The following is a 16,086-nucleotide window of genomic DNA, read 5'->3' as shown; positions in this document are numbered from 1 at the left end:
TCAGGGCAAGGCTTTCAGTGCCGCGAGGATGCCCGGTCGCAATTTCGCGATGCCCGGATCCTGGCTCAGGCCAGCTTCGAGATAGAGGACGCGCAGGAACGCGGCCAGATCATGGCGCTTCGCAAGCCAGACCTCGTCCTTCCATGCGCGCGTCGGGTCATCCAGCGCTGTCGACAACGCCGCGAACCATGCCGACCATTCCGCGTCCGTGTGCAGGCCGCGCTTCGCGATGAACAGCAGTGGGCGCGCGAGGCGCTCCGGTTCACCGAAGACGTAGGCATGACCGACGGACGGCACGGCCTGTACGGCCACGGCATCACGCAGGCGATCCAGTTGCGGCCGCTCCAGCGCGGGGTTCATCGCCAGCTGCATCGTCCAGTCGGCGCCATGCGCAACGCCGTGGCGCCAGCCGATCGCCCTGTCGAAACCGCGATAGTCATCGACGGATGCCAGATACGCCGCCGCACGGTCGACCATCGCCGCGCGCTCGTCCGCAGACATCCATGGCGCGATGCGATCGGTACGCGCCACTTCGGACAGCACCAGCACGGCGAACGGACGCGCCACGCCCTGCGGATCGGGCGCATCGAGCATGGCCTGCAGGCGATCACGCAGCGCGCGCAGCCGTTCGTGATCGAGCGCGTTGCCGCGCATCAGGATCTGCAGGCCTTCGTAGCCCAGACCGTCGCGCAGGACAGGATCGGGCGAGGCCAGGCAATCGACCAGTGTCGATACCAGGGCATCGCGTCGACCGGTGTCCAGGCGCATGTCGCTTTCGGCCTTCCAGGTGGCCATGGCTTCGCGCGACCAGTCGGTGGACGGACAGGCGGCGTGCGCGCTGCCCGCGAGGACCAGCAGTGCCGCCAATCCCCATCGTGCGCGTGCAGAGGGCCGGCGGAGGTCGGGATCGTGCATGTGCGATACCTGTTCGATGGCGGATGCGAGGGTCCGGATGAGGCACTGTAGCGGTCTGCGGCACATGCGCGTCATGGCGTATACGTTTTATGCTTCGGCCTTTCGTCCCGCCGGATCCGATCATGCGCCTGACACCCCTCGCCGTTGCCCTGCTCACCGTCACCCTCGCCGCCTGCGGCGGAGACGCCACGCCCCCCACCGCTGCGCAGCCGGACAAGGCTGCTGCCGCACCGGCCGCCGATGCCGCCATCCAGGCGAAATTCGCCGAGATCAGCAAGCGCTGGCTCGACGGCTGGCTCAAGCGAAATCCGGTGACCGCGACCCAGCAGGGCGACCATACCTACGACGCCGAACTCGACGACCTCGGCGCCGCAGCGCGCGAGGAGTACGTGAAGTTCAGCAAGGGCATCCTGGCCGACCTCGACGGCATCGACGCCAGCAAGCTGTCGCGCGAGAACCAGATCGACGCGGCGATCCTGCGCAACCAGCTGCAGGGCGACATCTGGAACCTGGAGACGATGCAGAGCTGGGCCTGGGATCCGCAGGTGTACAGCGGCCTGGCCGGCGGCGCGATCTATAACCTGATGGCCCGCGACTACGCGCCGATGCCGCAGCGCCTCAACGCCGCCGCCGCGCGCATGGAGAAGATCCCCGGGCTGCTCGCGCAGGCGCGCGAGAACCTCGACCCGGCGCGCGTGCCGAAGACCCACGCCGAAACGGTGGCGAAGCAGAACAAGGGCGTGCTCTCGCTGATCGAGGAGTTCATCAAGCCCAATGCCGACAAGCTGCAGGGCGAGGAGCGCAAGCGCCTCGACGCGGCGGTCGCGACGCTGACCCAGGCCGTCGAGGAACACCAGACGTGGCTGGACAAGACCCTGGTGCCGAACGCGAAGGGCGATTTCCGCGTCGGCGCGGAGCTGTACGACCAGAAGCTGAAGTTCGCGCTGATGTCGTCGCTGTCGCGCGCGGAGATCAAGCAGCGCGCCGAGGCTGAAATCACCAGCGTGCGGGCGACGATGTACAAGATCGCGCAGCAGGTGCTGAAGGACAAGCCGAACGCGCCGGAACTCCCCGATGCGCCGAGCGACGAACAGCAGCAGAAGGCGATCGAGGCCGCGCTGGAACTGGCGTACGCCGAGAAGCCGGCGCGCGACAAGGTCGTCGACACTGCGAAGGACACGCTCGCGCAGGCCACCGAATTCACCCGCGCCAAGGACCTGGTGACGGTGCCGGACGACCCGGTGGAAATCATCCTGATGCCTGAATTCCAGCGCGGTTTCTCGGTCGCGTACTGCGATTCGCCCGGTCCGCTCGACAAGGGCCAGAAGACCTACTACGCCATCTCGCCGATCCCGGACGACTGGGACGCGAAGCAGACCGATTCCTTCCTGCGCGAGTACAACACGCGCATGATCCACCTGCTGTCGATCCACGAAGCGATGCCGGGCCACTACCTGGAAGGCGCGCACTCGGCGCGTCATCCGTCGGTGCTGCGCGGCGTACTGCGTTCGGGCATGTTCGCCGAAGGCTGGGCGGTCTACACCGAGACCGTGATGATGGAGAACGGCTACCTCGACAACGACCCGCTGTTCCACCTGATGCGCTACAAGTTCTACCTGCGCGCCGTGGCCAACGCGATCCTCGACCAGGGCGTGCACGTCGACAACTGGACCCGCGAACAGGCGATGGACCTGATGACCCGCCGCACCTTCCAGCAGGAGCGCGAAGCCGCCGGCAAGTGGATCCGCGCCCAGCTGAGCAGCGCGCAGCTGCCGACCTACTTCGTCGGCGTGCAGGAACACTTCGACCTGCGCAAGGCGGTGATGGCCAAGCGCGGCAAGGACTTCCAGCTCAAGGCCTACCACGACCAAGTACTGTCGTACGGCGCACCGCCGGTGCGCTTCGTGCGTTCGATGATGCTGGACGAGCCGATCAAGTAAGCCGGTCACTCGCACCCAGCGCCAATCGCCGAAGCCCCGGGCCCGCCCGGGGCTTCGCGCATCCGCCACCGCATGGATCGCAGCCAACTGTGCCGGACTTGGCCGTACGGACGCGCCGCCGCTATGCTTGCGGCCATCCGCACCGGGCCCGGAACATCGTATCCAGGGGGGACGTATCCGCAGGGATGCGCAAGGTCCGCACGCACGAGAGGTCGTCCAGGGTGAGCATTTTCGATTCCGTCAAACGTCTGCTGGGGCGCGACAGCGCACCGACCAGGCCCGCTGCCGCACCGTCCGCGCCGCGGCCGGCCGTGCCCGCCCCGGCACCGATGCCACCCGCACCGGTCGCGCCGCCGGCTGCCGCAGTGGACGCCACCGCACCGACCGCGATGCCCGTCCTCGCGCCCTCGCCCGACGATGTCACCGACAGCGCCATCGAAGCCGCCGCCGAGGCGCACGTCCCGCTGGACGACAGCTACCAGGGCCCGGAGCGCCGCGAACGCGGTCGCGTCAACGCCCGTCCCGGCACACGCGCGCTGATCGTCGACGACTCCAACGTCGTCGTCGCGGTGCTGCGCAAGATGCTGCAGCAGAACGGCTACCAGACCTACGAGGCCTACACTGCCGAGGAAGCGCTGGAGCTGGCCAAGGTACTGGTGCCGGAGATCATCTTCCTCGACATCGTGCTGCCCGGCATGGACGGTTTCGCCGCGCTGCGCGCCCTGCGCCGCGACCCGGTCACCAAGGACGTGCCGGTGATCATGATCAGCGGCAACATGCTCGCCACCGAGCAGTTCTACGTGCAGCGCATCGGCGCCGACGACTTCATGAAGAAACCCTTCTCGCGCCCGGAAGTGTTCACCCGCATCGAGCGCCTGCTCGACGACGAAGGCATCCCGCGCCGCCAGGGCATGCCCGCCCAGGCAGTCTGATCGCACATGCTTTCTGTAGAGCGGAGCTCGCTCCGCTCATGTTTTTGATCTTTGCAGGAAGGATTGACCAGCCATCCTGCGTGACGCGAGCGGAGCAAGCTCCGCTCTACAAGAATGCAGCTCAGCGCTTCTGGCTCATCACCACGCCGCCGAGGATCAACACGCCGGCGACGGCCATCGTCCAGGTCAGTGGTTCGCCGAGCAGCCACCATGCCCAGGCGACGCCGAACAGCGGCACGAGGTAGGTCGAGGTCGCCGCGCGCGGCGCGCCGATGCGCGCGATCAGCCGGTAATACATGACGAAGGCGATGCCGGTGCACAGCACGCCGAGCGCGGTCACCGACAGCCAGCTGCGCAGCGGCACCGGCGTGGAGGGCCAATCGGCGATCGCGAACGGTGTCACCAGCAGCGCCGCGCAGAGCAGGGTCGCGCCTGCGACCGCCGTCGTCGGCAGACCGGCGAGATGACGCTTCACCAGATTCGCGCCGATGCCGTAGAGAAATGCCGCCATGGTGCCGGCGGCGACCGCCGGGCCGATGTCGGCACCGGCGATCTTGCCGCTGGCGAGCACGACCACGCCGGCGAACCCCGCGAGCAGCGCGATCGCGCGGCGCGCGCCGATCTTCTCGCCGTAGAACAGGAAGGCGATCAGCGCGACGAACAGCACCGCCATCGAGTTGGTGATCGCGCCGACACCCGCTGGCGCACGCTGCGCGGCCCAGGCGAACAGCGTGAACGGGATCGCCGAGTTGATCGCGCCGATCAGCGCAAGACGCGGCCAGACCGCCGGCGGAAACGCATGGCGTGCCTGCCAGAGCAGCGGCAGCAGCACCAGCGCACCCAGCCACAGGCGCATCGCGACCAGCGGCGTGGCACCGAAGTCGGGCGCGGCCACGCGCATGAACAGAAAGGAGGCGCCCCAGATGGCACCCAGTGCGGTCAATTCGAGCGGCGTGAGCCATGCCGGGGCCGTGCGCACATCGAGTGCGCAGTCGGTGGTGACTGCAGTCATCGGAACTCCGTGGGGGAGGTTCGGAAAGCGGATCAGCCCTGCTGCAGGTGCAGCCGGCCGATGAGGACATCGGGATTGCCGCCGGCGCCGAGGAAGGCGTCGGGTTCGAGATGGAAACCGACCAGGCGCGCGCCGGTTTCGCTGCGCGGCCGATGGCGTCCGCCGGGGGAGATCACGACCTGGGTCCCGGCCGGATGGCGCACGCCGTCGTCGATGACTTCGCCCTGCAGCACGAAATAGGCCTCGCCGGTCTCGGCGCGGTCGATCCACGGCCACTCGCTGCCCGGCGCCATGTCGACCAGCCAGGCGCGCGCGCCGGGCGGCGCCGGGAGGGCGCGGCGGACGCAGCCGCTGCCGAGCAGCATCGGCGGCAGCGCCTCGGCGTCCACCCACTGCGAGGGCAGCGGGGTGACGGCTGCGACGCACTGGCGCGGGGGCTCGGCCAAGGGGCTGCGCCTGGCGGACCCGGGACGAGCCGGGCTCGAGTAGGTGTGTCGCGGCTGGGCTGGCATGGCGAATCCTCCCGAAGGCAGGGGCCGGCGGAACGCCAGCCGATCATCTGACCCGTGTCTGGCGTCGATTATGGGCTGCGCTGCAGCCCCCACAAGCGCATACTTTAGATCTCAGACACAAATCAGGCTTGAGGCTCGGCATGACCCTGCGCGCGGACTGGCTGCCGGCCTTGGCGGCGTTCGAGGCGGCGGCGCGACACCAGAACTTCGCGCACGCGGCCGAAGAGCTGCACCTGACCGCCAGCGCGGTCAGCCACCACGTCCGCAAGCTGGAGGAGCGGCTGGGCATGCCGCTGTTCCAGCGCCACGCGCGCGGCGTGATCCTGACCGCCGAAGGCCGGCGCCTGGCCGATGCCGCAGGGAGCGCGCTGAGCGATGTCGAAGGCACGCTGCAGGCGCTGCGCAAGGGACGCGACGACGACCAGCGCGTGCGCATCACGACCCTGCACTCGCTCGCCCACACCTGGCTGCTGCCGCGCCTGCAGGACTTCACCACGCGCCATCCCGGCGTGCGGCTGATGATCGACACCGAGGTCACCCTGACCCGCTTCGACGACGGCGGCCCGGACCTCGGCATCCGCCACGGGCCGGGGCACTGGCCGGGGCTCACCGCGCACCACGTCATGGACGACGCCCTGATCCCGGTCGCGGACCCGGCCACCGCCGCCGGCGTCAGCTGCGCCGCCGACATCGCGAAGCTGACCCTGATCGGCGACCACGCGCGCCAGGGCTGGGCCGACTGGTTCCGCGCCGCCGGCCTGCACGGCGTGCAGCTCAACCTCGGCCACAGCTTCAGCGACAGCACCGACGCGATGGAAGCCGCCGCGCGCGGCCTGGGCGTGGCGCTGTCGCGCGAGAAGATCGTCGGCCCGTGGTTCGACAGCGGCCGTCTGCGCCAGCTGCCCGGCCCGGTGCTGCCGACGCGCTGGCGCTACCACATCGTCTATCCCTCGCACCGCCCGCTGCGCCCGGTCGCGCGGCTGTTCGTGGACTGGCTGCTGGAGACAAGCGCCGGCGAGCGACAGCGTCGATAATGGCGCCCCTGCGCCATCCATCCGCATGCGTCATCCATCCGCACGAGACCCGCACCCGCCATGACCGACGCATCGGCAAGCGCCGCACGCACCCAGCGCACCGCGTGGTTCCAGATCCACTTCTGCGTGCTGCTGTGGGGCTTCACCGCGATCCTCGGCAAGCTGATCACGCTCAGTGCGATGCCGCTGGTGTGGTGGCGCATGACCATCGTCACCGCATTGCTGCTGGTTGTGCCGCGCGTGTGGCGCGGACTGCGCGGGATGACGCCGAAGCTGCGCCTGGGCTACGCCTGCGCCGGTGCGCTGATCGCGCTGCACTGGCTGACCTTCTACGCGGCGGTGAAGCTGTCGAACGCGTCGGTCGGCGTGATCTGCATGGCGATGGTCACGGTGATGACCGCGCTGATCGAACCGATGTTCACCGGCAAACGCATTTCCAAGCGCGAGGTGGCGCTGGGCGTAGTCGCACTGCCCGGCGTGCTGCTGGTCACCGATGGCGTACCCGACGGCATGCTGGTCGGCATCGCGGTCGGCGGTGTGTCCGCGCTGCTGGTCGCGATCTTCGCCTCGCTCAACAAGCGCCTGCTCGAACACGCCGACCCGCTGTCGGTCACCGCGCTGGAAATGGCCAGCGGCGCCTGCGTCCTCGCCCTGCTCGCGCCGCTGACCGGGCTGATCCTGCCGGCACTCGGCGGCAACCCGTTCGAGCTGCCCGACGGCCGCGACGCCGCGCTGCTGCTGGTGCTGGCGATCGCCTGCACCCTGCTGCCGTTCGTGCTGTCGCTGATCGCGATGCGCCACATGAGCGCGTTCGCCGCGCAGCTGGCGATCAGCCTGGAGCCGGTCTACGCCATCCTGCTCGCCATCCTCTTCCTCGGCGAACAGCGCGAACTCACGCCGCAGTTCTACCTCGGCGTCGCGATCATCCTCGCCTCGGTGCTGGTCTATCCGCTGCTGGCGCGGCCGAGACCGGCGAAGGGCGAGGCGGCGGCGCCGGAACATCCCGAGCTGCTGGCGGTCAGTGAGTCCAAGACCCTCGATTAGTCGCCCGGACCCCGCTGTGGCAGTCTAGGCGCCCCGCCATCCCGCCACGCCCGCCGCCGAAGCCCGCCATGTATCTGGAGTACTACGGCCTCGAGCAGACGCCGTTCTCGATCACCCCGGACCCGCATTACGTGTTCCTCAGCGAACACCACCGGGATGCGCTGGCGCACCTGCTCTACGGCATCCAGCAGGGCGGCGGCGGCGGATTCGTGCAGCTCACCGGCGAGGTGGGCACCGGCAAGACCACGCTCAGCCGCCTGCTGCTGAACCAGCTGCCCGGGAATACCCATGCGGCGCTGGTGCTGAACCCGCGCCTGGACCCGGTGGAGCTGCTGCAGACGATCTGCGAGGAACTGAAGCTCACGCCCGGCGAGCCGGCTTCCGACGCGGCGGAGACGCCGGACGCGAACGACGCGAGCGAGGACGCGACTTCGTCTGCGACGCCCGCGCCGACGGCATCGCCCGTGCCGGCCGGCGGCAAGGTCTGGTTCGACCGGCTCGGCGCCTACCTGCTGGACGCCTACGCACGCGGCGACCGCGTGGTGCTGATCATCGACGAGGCGCAGAACCTCTCCGCCGAGGCACTGGAGCAGGTGCGCCTGCTGACCAACCTCGAAACCGAGACCCAGAAGCTGCTGCAGATCATCCTGATCGGCCAGCCGGAGCTGCGCGATTCGCTGGCGCGCCCGGAACTGCGCCAGCTCGCGCAGCGCATCACCGCACGCTACCACCTGCGTCCGCTCGACGCGCACGGCACCGGCGCCTACCTCCGCCATCGTCTGACCACCGCCGGCGCGAAGCGCTTTCCCTTCACCGCCGACGCGGTGAAGCGCATCCACCGCCACAGCGGCGGCGTGCCGCGCCTGATCAACGTGATCGCCGAACGCGCCCTGCTCGGCGGTTACGCACAGGACCTGCTGGCGATCGACGCGAAGACCGTCGACCGCGCCGCCTCCGAAGCGCTCGCGCCCGGCGGCAGCGATATCCGCAAAAGCACGCAGGACCGCACGCCGCTGATGATCGGCGGCGGACTGGTGCTGGCGACACTGCTCATCGCCTTCGCGCTGTCGCGACGCGATGCCTCCGAAACCACCGTGCCGGTCGCCGAGGCGAAGGCGCAGGCATCCACGGCGACATCAGCAGCGCCATCCACGCCTGCGACGCAGCCTGCCGCCGCGTCAGTCACCACCGCGCTCGATGGCGAAGCCCTGCTGCTGCGCGTGCAGCAGGCCCCGCCTGAAGCCGCACGCGAGTGGCAATCGCTGCAGGCACGCTGGAAAGCGCCAGCGACGGTGCGCAAGGTGACCGCCGACGCCTGCCCCGCGCAGCCCGCGCCGGGCTGGCGCTGCCTGCGCAGCCGCGCGACGCTCGACCAGCTGCTGCGCGTGGATCGCCCGGTGCTGCTGCGACTGCGCGCCGAACCGAAGGCGACCTGGGCCTCGCTGCTCGGCGCCAATCCCGGTACCGATGCCGGCAGCGTGCGCCTGTCGATCGAAGGCAAGACCTTCGACGCCGATCGCGTCGCGCTCGCGAGCCTGTGGAACGGCGAATACCTCGCGCTGTGGCCGGCGCCGGACACGATCGAAGCCCGCTTCAATGCCGGCGACGCGCGCGCGGTCGCGTGGGTGCGCGCGCGCCTGCGCGACGACGGCATCGATGACGCCGATCCGGTCGTCGGCCTGCGCACGTTCAAGCTGCGCCACGGCCTGCGCAACGACGCCGCACTCGGCGGCGACACGCTGTTCGTGCTCGCCAGTCGCGGCAGCGGCCCGCGCCTGTCGACCGCGACCGGTACGGGAGGCTGATCGCATGTCCTTCATTCTCGAAGCCCTGCGCAAGTCCGAAGCCGAACGTCGGCGCAGCGAGACGCCGGACCTGTTCAGCGCGATGCACGACGCACCCGCGCCAGCGCGCGAACGCAGGCACGCACCGGTCTGGATCGTCGGCGTCGTCGGCGTGCTCTCGCTGGGCGTCGCGACATGGCTGGTGCTGCAGCGGGAGCCCGTGCCGGCGAGCACCACACAGATCGATCCTGCGCCGCAGGCCACGACCGCCGAGACGCAGGTCGCCGCGCCCGATGCGAATCAGGCACCGCCTCCCGCCACGGCGCCGACACCACCTGTAGCGCCGACCGCGATCGCACCGTCGCCGACGCCGTCCATCGCAACGCCACCGCCTGCGCCAGCACCGGTCGCAGCGACACCCGTCGCACCACCGCCCGCTCCCGCGCTGCCCGAGCCACCAACGCCGCGCCCGTCCGCAGCGCGCAGCGACGCGCCAATCGCGCTGTCCGAACTCGACGCCGGTTCGCGCAAGCAGCTGCCGGCGCTGAAGATGAGCATGCACATGTGGAACCAGGACGCGGGTCGCCGCTTCGTGATCCTCGACGGGCAGCGCCTGGGCGAAGGCGACCTCATCGGCGAGGCGCAGGTCGAAACCATCACCCGCGACGGCGTGATCCTGAACTGGCAGGGTGCGCGGCTGCGGCTCGATACGCGCTGAGCGTCGTCGCCGGGGATCCGGCTACCACTCGCCCTCGCAATCGTAGCCGCGCAGCATGTCCGCCAGCGTGCGCCCGGGCTCGTCGCGGAAACGCTCGGCGAGCACCTCGATCGCAACGATGCGATCGACGCGGAAGCTGCGGAAATCCTCGCGGGTCTCGCACCACGCCGACAGCGTCCACACGTTGCCCCAGAAGAAGCAGCCCAGCGGCCGCAGCGTGCGCGTGGTGCGTGCATCCTTGAGGTCGAGGTATTCGATGCGCAGCTTCTCGCGACGCTCGGTCGCCTGGCGCAGGGTCTGCAGGCGGACGCGCGTGTCCTGGTCCGGACCGACCGGCAACGCATACAGCGAGAGGCTTTCGGCCGCGGTGCGCTCCATCGCGGGCAGCACGCCGAGGATCTTGGCCAGCGCATCCTCGGCGCTGCGCGCGAGGTCGACATCGAGTCGCGACTGGGCGATACGCACGCTCGCCACCAGCGCCTGCGCCTCGCGGCTGTCGAACATCAGCGGCGGCAGGTCGAAGCCGCGCCGCATCCGGTAACCGACGCCCGCCTCGCCCTCGATCGGCACGCCCTGCGCCTGCAGCGCAGCGATGTCGCGATAGACCGAACGCGGCGAGATCTCCAGGCGTTCGGCCAGGAACGCGGCCGTCGTGAGACGTCGGCCACGGATGAGCTGGACGATCTGGAACAGGCGGTCGGCGCGGCGCATGGCGGGCATGGAAGGAATGCGGCGACTATGCCACGTCGCTCATTGCAGCGCGTGCAGTCCGACGCGATTGCCTTCGCTGTCGATCACATGGGCGAAGCAGCCCATGCCGGGAGGCAGTTCGGTGCGCGGCAATGCGACCGAACCTCCGGCGGCCTGGACGCGTGCCAGCACGATGTCGAGCGATGGCACCGCGTTGAGGTAGACCGTGGCGCCATCGGGCGAGGGCTTCGGGCCATCCGCCGTGCGCCGCAGGCAGCCGCCGACGCCGTACTTCTCGTAGGGAAACACTGCGAGCGTGCCCTCGCCATCGCCCGCATCACGCGACAGCGGCGTGGCGAACAGGATTTCGTAGAAGCGCTGCGCGCGATCGAGATCGAGGACCGGGATCTCGAACCAGTTCACCGCGTTGTGTCGGCTGTGCAGCATGCGTGTCTCCCGCCGGTCGGATGCGTACAGCGTGCGCCGAGGCTGCTGACAGCGTGGCGTCAGCAGCCAGGCAAGACAGGCTGCCGGATCACTCACCCATGTAGCAGCAGTTGAGCTTGTTGCCGTCGAGGTCGCGGAAGTACGCGGCGTAGAAGCCCGGGGAACGCTGCCCGGGCGCGCCTTCGTCGGTGCCGCCGAGTTCGATCGCCTTCGCGTACACGGCATCGACCTGCGCACGGCTGGTCGCGCCCAGCGCCACCATCGTGCCGTTGCCGACGGTGGCCGGTGCCTTGTCGAAGGGATAGGTGATGCCAAGACCCGCGCCGTCCTCGGAATTGCCCCAGGCGATGTAGTAATCGGGCTCTTCCATGAAGCGCTTCGCGCCAAGCTCGGCGAGCACGGCATCGTAGAAAGCGGCGGCGCGCGGGAGGTCGGCGGTACCGAGCGTGGTGTAGGCGATCATGGGCATGTCCTGTGCGGTTCGAGTGGAGGATGAACGCCGGCAGCGCCGACGCGACGACAGCATGCGCGGTGCCTGCTGACAACGGCTTGTCAGCAGGCGAGAGCGGCTCGGCTATGCTACGTCTCCTGCCCGCCCCGACCGGACGTCCCGATCGTCATGCCCAATCTCGTCTTCGACCTCGACCGCGACTTCGTCGAACTCAACCAGCTGCTCAAGCTCACCGGCGTGTGCGACAGCGGCGGCGCCGGCAAGCATCTCGTCGCCAGCGGCGCGGTGCGCGTCGATGGCGACGTCGAGCTGCGCAAGACCTGCAAGATCCGCGTCGGCCAGGTGGTGCAGGTCGGCGACACGCGCATCCAGGTCGTCGCTGGCTAGTCCGGCAAGCCCGCAGCGCGGGACCGACGACACCGCGAGGATCAGGCCAGCGGCAGGCGCTGGTCGGCGCGGCAGAACAGATCGTGGACCTCGCGCACCGCGATCGCTTCGGGCACCTCGCCGCCCTGCCCCAGCGTTTCGACGAAACGGCAGGATGCGAAACGGGAGGCTGCGGCGTCATAGCGCCTGATCCACTCGCGGCGTTCGCGCAGGTCGGCATGCTCGGCCCGCCACGTGGCGGCATACGGCGCATGCAGCCGCTCCAGTCCCATGCGCCACGGCTTCGGACTGATGCGCGCGCGGAAGCAGTGCTGGTTGAAGCACATCAGCGCATAGGTCGAATCGACGCCCAGCGCGTCGAACATCGCGGCCACCTCGGGATCGCGCGGATCGAAGGTGCGATGCATCGCGAGCAGCCGGAAACCCGCCGGCGTGCGATAGACGCGCAGGCACCAGTCGCGGCGGCCATCAGCGAACGCGCGGATGCGTGCGAGCGCCTCGGCATCCCAGCGCTCGCGGGCGTCGCGTGCGCGCGGACGTGCGACGAAACGCGTGTACGCGTGGTCAATGAACCACGACAAGGCCCAGGCGGATGCGAAACCGATGCCGACCGCCGGCGCGAGACGCTCCATCCCCGCCAGTTTCAGCGCAACCGTGAAGACGAACGTCAGCACGATGATCAGCAGGCAGCCGTGCCGGTAGGACAGATCCTGCTCGCCGGCATCGATGTCCGCGAACAGCACGTCCGGCGTGTTCAGGCACAGCGCGCCGTAGCCGTTTCGGGTGATGACGCTGTCGCCGTGCCGATCCACGATCTCCTCGCGGATCGGCACGCCCTCGGCACCGTTGTAGGCGACGCGGCGCTCGCGGCGCGGCAGCTCCTCGCCGGCCAGCACGCGGTCCATCGCCTCGCGCACACGCAGGTCGGCATGCGCCTGCGCAGCGGCATCGCTCTCGTCCGACCAGCCAAAACGCCGCAGGGTGACCTGACGACGGCCTTCGCGATGCTGCAGCCGGGCTTCGGCCCAGTACTTCGGAATGATCATGCGGGCTCAGCTCTCCGGTTCCGCCCCGTCCCGGCCGCAGCCTAGCGCGCAGCGCCATGACGGACAAGCGCGGAGCGCAGGCGTACACTCCGCGCACCCCAACGTTCCCGGCACGACGCCGGACACGCATGAACACCACCACGCAACTGCACTACCAGCAGTGGGATTTCGGCACGCTCGTCCTCAAGAGCCGCATGCTCGAGGCGATGAAGGATTCCGCTTCGCGCTATCCCATCTGCCGCTCGCTGCGCTTCGCCGCACGCGAAAAGCTGCCCGAGCTGTTCGATCGCTACGCGACCCAGCCGGACTGGCAGGCACAACGCCTGAATGCGACGTCCCTGCTTCTCGAAACCGAGGGCGTGTTCATCAGCGCCCACGGCAACTGGAAATCCGATTACTGCTCGTGCAGCTTCACGATCTGGGCCGACGGCATCGAGCGCGCCGAGGCGGCCATCGCGCGCCTGTCGGCACTGGCGGAATCGTCGCGCATCCACGACGCGATGTTCTCGATCGACTGGCACTTCCTCACCTCCAAGGGCGACCTGGAAAGCGCGGAAATCGAGGAACTGGCCGACGACCGGCTGCTCGAATGCGCGTATCCGGAGATCCCGGGCGGGGTGAACACCTTCATCGAGCGCTACCTGGCCGCGAACGAAACCGTGCTCGTCGTGCAAGGCCCGCCGGGCACCGGCAAGACGCGCCTGATCCGCGCCATCCTCGGCGCGATGTCGCGTCGCCGCAACGGCGCCTGTCGCGCGCTCTACACCGGCGACCAGAAGAGCCTGGAGAACGACGAGATCTTCGTGAAGTTCATCACCGGCTGGGACGATGCCTTCGTGGTCGAGGACGCAGACCACCTGCTCAAACCGCGCTCGGAAGGCAACGAACACCTGCACCGCTTCCTGACCATCGCCGACGGCGTGGTTCGCGCGCAGGGACGCAAGATCATCTTCTCCACCAACCTGCCGAACGTAGGCGACCTCGACGACGCGCTGATCCGCCCCGGCAGGTGCTTCGCGCGCCTGAACATCCGCGAATTGCACCCGGCGGAAGCAGCGCGCGTGGTCGACTCGCTGTGCCCGGACGACCCGGAACGCCAGGCGCGCGTACGCGCGCGGCTCGATGGTCTGCACCGCAGGACGGTGTCACTGGCGTCGGTCTACAGCGCGGTCGCGCGCGATGCCGAGGCGAATCCAGTCGTTTGACGCGCATCATCCCCGATCCCGTGCGCGGGATCGGGGATGGATATCAGGGAGCGGTCAGTCCTTCGGCTTGAAGCCGGCGCTCGAACCCTTGCGGTGCGGCGGCTTCTTGCCGGGTCCGCCGGGCTTGGCGCCGTGCGGACGCGGCGCGGACGGGCGGAAGCCGCCGCGCGGCTTCGCGCTGCCGCCGCTGCCGTCGTATTCGTCCAGCTTCTGCAGGCGCAGCGCCTGGCCGGCGACGCGCACCTTCTTCAGGTGCATCAGCAGCGGCTTGGGCATGCCTTCGGGCAGGTCGAGGATCGAGTGGTCGTCGTGGATGTCGATGCGACCGATGTACTTGCTGTCGAGTTCGGCCTCGTTGGCGATCGCGCCGACGATGTTGCCCGGCTTCACGCCGTGCATGTGGCCGACCTCGATGCGGAAGGTCTCCATGCCCGCGTCGGGCGGCTGGCGCGGACCCACGTCCTTCTTCGGTCGCGGCGTGAAGCCTTCGCGTTCCGGGCGCGACTCGCGCGGTTCGCGGGCCGGGCGTTCGCGACGTTCGGCGCCGCGCTCGGCACGCTCGACGTACTCGCGCTGCTGGCGGAAGTCCTGCGGCTCGCGCTTGCGCTCGGGCGCCAGCAGCAGCGGCGTGTCGCCCTGCAGCAGCTTGGCCAGCGCGGCGGCGACTTCGATCGCCGGCACGTTCTGCTCGCGCTCGAAGCGTTCGACCAGTTCGCGATAGAAACCCAGCTCGCCGCCGCTGCTCTCGTCCAGCGCCAGCGTTTCGCTGATGCGCGACAGGAAGCGGGTGACGCGCGCGTCGTTGACGCTTTCCACCGTCGGCAGCTGCATCTCGGCGATCGGTTGGCGTGTGGCGCGCTCGATCGCGCGCAGCATGTTCTTCTCGCGCGGGCTGACGAACAGGATCGCCTCGCCGCTGCGTCCGGCGCGGCCGGTGCGGCCGATGCGGTGGACGTAGCTCTCGGTGTCGTAGGGGATATCGTAGTTCAGCACGTGGCTGATGCGCTCCACGTCGAGGCCGCGCGCGGCGACGTCGGTGGCGACGAGGATGTCGAGCTTGCCGTCCTTGAGCTGCTGGATGGTCTTCTCGCGCTGCGCCTGCTGCACGTCGCCGTTGATCGCGGCGGCGGCCAGGCCGCGCGCCTGCAGCTTTTCGGCAAGCTCGTCGGTGGCCGACTTGGTGCGCGCAAAGATGATCATCGCGTCGTACGGCTCGGCTTCGAGGATGCGGGTCAGCGCGTCGAGCTTGTGCAGGCCGCTGACGAACCAGTAACGCTGGCGGATGTTGGTCGCGGTGGTGGTCTTCGCGGCGATGGTCACTTCCACCGGCTCGCGCAGGTAGGTCTGGGCGATGCGGCGGATCTGCGACGGCATGGTCGCGGAGAACAGCGCGACCTGGCGCTGCTCGGGCACCTTCTTCAGCACGGCCTCGACATCGTCGATGAAGCCCATGCGCAGCATTTCGTCGGCTTCGTCGAGCACCAGCGCCTTGAGTTCGGACAGGTCCAGGGTGCCGCGGTCCAGATGATCGATCACTCGACCGGGCGTGCCGACGACGACATGCACGCCGCGCTTGAGCGCCTGCAGCTGCGGGTAGTAGCTCTGCCCGCCGTAGATCGGCAGCACGTGGAAACCGGGGATCTTGTTGGCGTAGCGCTGGAAGGCTTCGGCGACCTGGATGGCCAGTTCGCGCGTCGGCGCCAGCACCAGCACCTGCGGCTTGCCCTGCTTGAGATCCAGGCGCGACAGCAGCGGCAGCGCGAACGCGGCGGTCTTGCCGGTGCCGGTCTGCGCCTGGCCGAGCACGTCGCGACCGTCGAGGAGGGCCGGGATGGTCGCGGCCTGGATGGGCGACGGGGTTTCGTAGCCGACCTCGGCCACCGCTGCCATCACGGGCTCGGCAAGGCCCAGGTCGGCGAAGCGCAGGGAGGGGGTTTCGGTCGACATGGGGATCTCGGTACGGCGGAGT

The 16,086-nt window shown here is 69.3% G+C and carries 16 protein-coding genes; 8 read left to right on the top strand and 8 right to left on the bottom strand.

Features of this window, described 5'->3' with window-relative positions:
- A complete protein-coding gene (locus ACFQ0E_RS08735) occupies positions 1 to 915 on the bottom strand; it encodes a DUF2785 domain-containing protein (RefSeq protein ID WP_386823271.1) in 915 nt (304 codons plus the stop codon).
- A gap of 122 nt (positions 916 to 1,037) precedes the next feature.
- Between ACFQ0E_RS08735 and ACFQ0E_RS08730 the strand changes: the two genes are divergently transcribed.
- A complete protein-coding gene (locus tag ACFQ0E_RS08730) occupies positions 1,038 to 2,855 on the top strand; it encodes a DUF885 domain-containing protein (protein WP_386823270.1) in 1,818 nt (605 codons plus the stop codon).
- Between the two features lie 329 nt (positions 2,856 to 3,184).
- Positions 3,185 to 3,787 carry a response regulator gene (locus tag ACFQ0E_RS08725; RefSeq protein ID WP_386823269.1) on the top strand — a complete coding sequence of 201 codons (603 nt, stop codon included), beginning with the start codon at positions 3,185 to 3,187 and terminating at the stop codon, positions 3,785 to 3,787.
- A 121-nt stretch (positions 3,788 to 3,908) separates the two neighbouring features.
- Here the strand turns inward: ACFQ0E_RS08725 and ACFQ0E_RS08720 are convergent, their stop codons facing one another.
- Positions 3,909 to 4,799 carry a DMT family transporter gene (locus tag ACFQ0E_RS08720; RefSeq protein WP_386823268.1) on the bottom strand — a complete coding sequence of 297 codons (891 nt, stop codon included), beginning with the start codon at positions 4,797 to 4,799 and terminating at the stop codon, positions 3,909 to 3,911.
- 32 nt (positions 4,800 to 4,831) lie between these two features.
- Positions 4,832 to 5,245, bottom strand: coding sequence for a hypothetical protein (locus ACFQ0E_RS08715; protein ID WP_386823267.1), 414 nt, complete (start codon positions 5,243 to 5,245; stop codon positions 4,832 to 4,834).
- A 206-nt stretch (positions 5,246 to 5,451) separates the two neighbouring features.
- Here ACFQ0E_RS08715 and ACFQ0E_RS08710 point away from each other — a divergent pair, with 206 nt between their 5' ends.
- The 4 genes from ACFQ0E_RS08710 (at position 5,452) to ACFQ0E_RS08695 (ending at position 9,891) form a co-directional block, all read left to right on the top strand.
- Entirely contained in the window at positions 5,452 to 6,345 is an 894-nt protein-coding gene (locus ACFQ0E_RS08710; protein ID WP_386823266.1) for a LysR substrate-binding domain-containing protein, read from the top strand.
- 60 nt (positions 6,346 to 6,405) lie between these two features.
- The gene (locus ACFQ0E_RS08705; protein ID WP_386823265.1) at positions 6,406 to 7,389 is read left to right on the top strand and encodes a DMT family transporter; all 984 of its coding nucleotides are present in this window, start codon (positions 6,406 to 6,408) and stop codon (positions 7,387 to 7,389) included.
- Between the two features lie 68 nt (positions 7,390 to 7,457).
- Positions 7,458 to 9,194: an ExeA family protein gene (locus tag ACFQ0E_RS08700; protein ID WP_386823264.1), complete on the top strand. Its 1,737-nt coding sequence runs from the start codon at positions 7,458 to 7,460 to the stop codon at positions 9,192 to 9,194.
- Between the two features lie 4 nt (positions 9,195 to 9,198).
- Entirely contained in the window at positions 9,199 to 9,891 is a 693-nt protein-coding gene (locus ACFQ0E_RS08695; protein ID WP_386823263.1) for a general secretion pathway protein GspB, read from the top strand.
- A gap of 21 nt (positions 9,892 to 9,912) precedes the next feature.
- Here the strand turns inward: ACFQ0E_RS08695 and ACFQ0E_RS08690 are convergent, their stop codons facing one another.
- The 3 genes from ACFQ0E_RS08690 to ACFQ0E_RS08680 form a co-directional block, all read right to left on the bottom strand.
- Entirely contained in the window at positions 9,913 to 10,611 is a 699-nt protein-coding gene (locus ACFQ0E_RS08690) for a helix-turn-helix transcriptional regulator (protein ID WP_386823262.1), read from the bottom strand.
- Between the two features lie 30 nt (positions 10,612 to 10,641).
- On the bottom strand, positions 10,642 to 11,028 hold the full coding sequence (locus ACFQ0E_RS08685) for a VOC family protein (protein WP_386823261.1): 387 nt from the start codon (positions 11,026 to 11,028) through the stop codon (positions 10,642 to 10,644).
- A gap of 88 nt (positions 11,029 to 11,116) precedes the next feature.
- Positions 11,117 to 11,491: a VOC family protein gene (locus ACFQ0E_RS08680; protein ID WP_386823260.1), complete on the bottom strand. Its 375-nt coding sequence runs from the start codon at positions 11,489 to 11,491 to the stop codon at positions 11,117 to 11,119.
- Between the two features lie 156 nt (positions 11,492 to 11,647).
- Between ACFQ0E_RS08680 and ACFQ0E_RS08675 the strand changes: the two genes are divergently transcribed.
- Positions 11,648 to 11,866 (top strand): RNA-binding S4 domain-containing protein, encoded by a 219-nt coding sequence (locus ACFQ0E_RS08675; RefSeq protein WP_137850814.1) that lies wholly within the window; start codon positions 11,648 to 11,650, stop codon positions 11,864 to 11,866.
- A gap of 41 nt (positions 11,867 to 11,907) precedes the next feature.
- Here the strand turns inward: ACFQ0E_RS08675 and ACFQ0E_RS08670 are convergent, their stop codons facing one another.
- On the bottom strand, positions 11,908 to 12,912 hold the full coding sequence (locus ACFQ0E_RS08670) for a hypothetical protein (RefSeq protein WP_386823259.1): 1,005 nt from the start codon (positions 12,910 to 12,912) through the stop codon (positions 11,908 to 11,910).
- Between the two features lie 128 nt (positions 12,913 to 13,040).
- Here ACFQ0E_RS08670 and ACFQ0E_RS08665 point away from each other — a divergent pair, with 128 nt between their 5' ends.
- A complete protein-coding gene (locus tag ACFQ0E_RS08665) occupies positions 13,041 to 14,117 on the top strand; it encodes an AAA family ATPase (protein ID WP_386823258.1) in 1,077 nt (358 codons plus the stop codon).
- 54 nt (positions 14,118 to 14,171) lie between these two features.
- On the opposite strand, the gene ACFQ0E_RS08660 is transcribed toward ACFQ0E_RS08665, so the two are convergent.
- Positions 14,172 to 16,064: a DEAD/DEAH box helicase gene (locus ACFQ0E_RS08660; protein ID WP_386823257.1), complete on the bottom strand. Its 1,893-nt coding sequence runs from the start codon at positions 16,062 to 16,064 to the stop codon at positions 14,172 to 14,174.
- Between the last annotated feature and the right edge of the window lie 22 nt (positions 16,065 to 16,086).

Source organism: Lysobacter brunescens, from assembly GCF_042677005.1.
GTDB classification, from domain to species: domain Bacteria; phylum Pseudomonadota; class Gammaproteobacteria; order Xanthomonadales; family Xanthomonadaceae; genus Lysobacter_I; species Lysobacter_I brunescens.
Note: the sequence above shows the minus strand (reverse complement) of the source record. Positions and strands in the feature narration are given on the sequence as shown.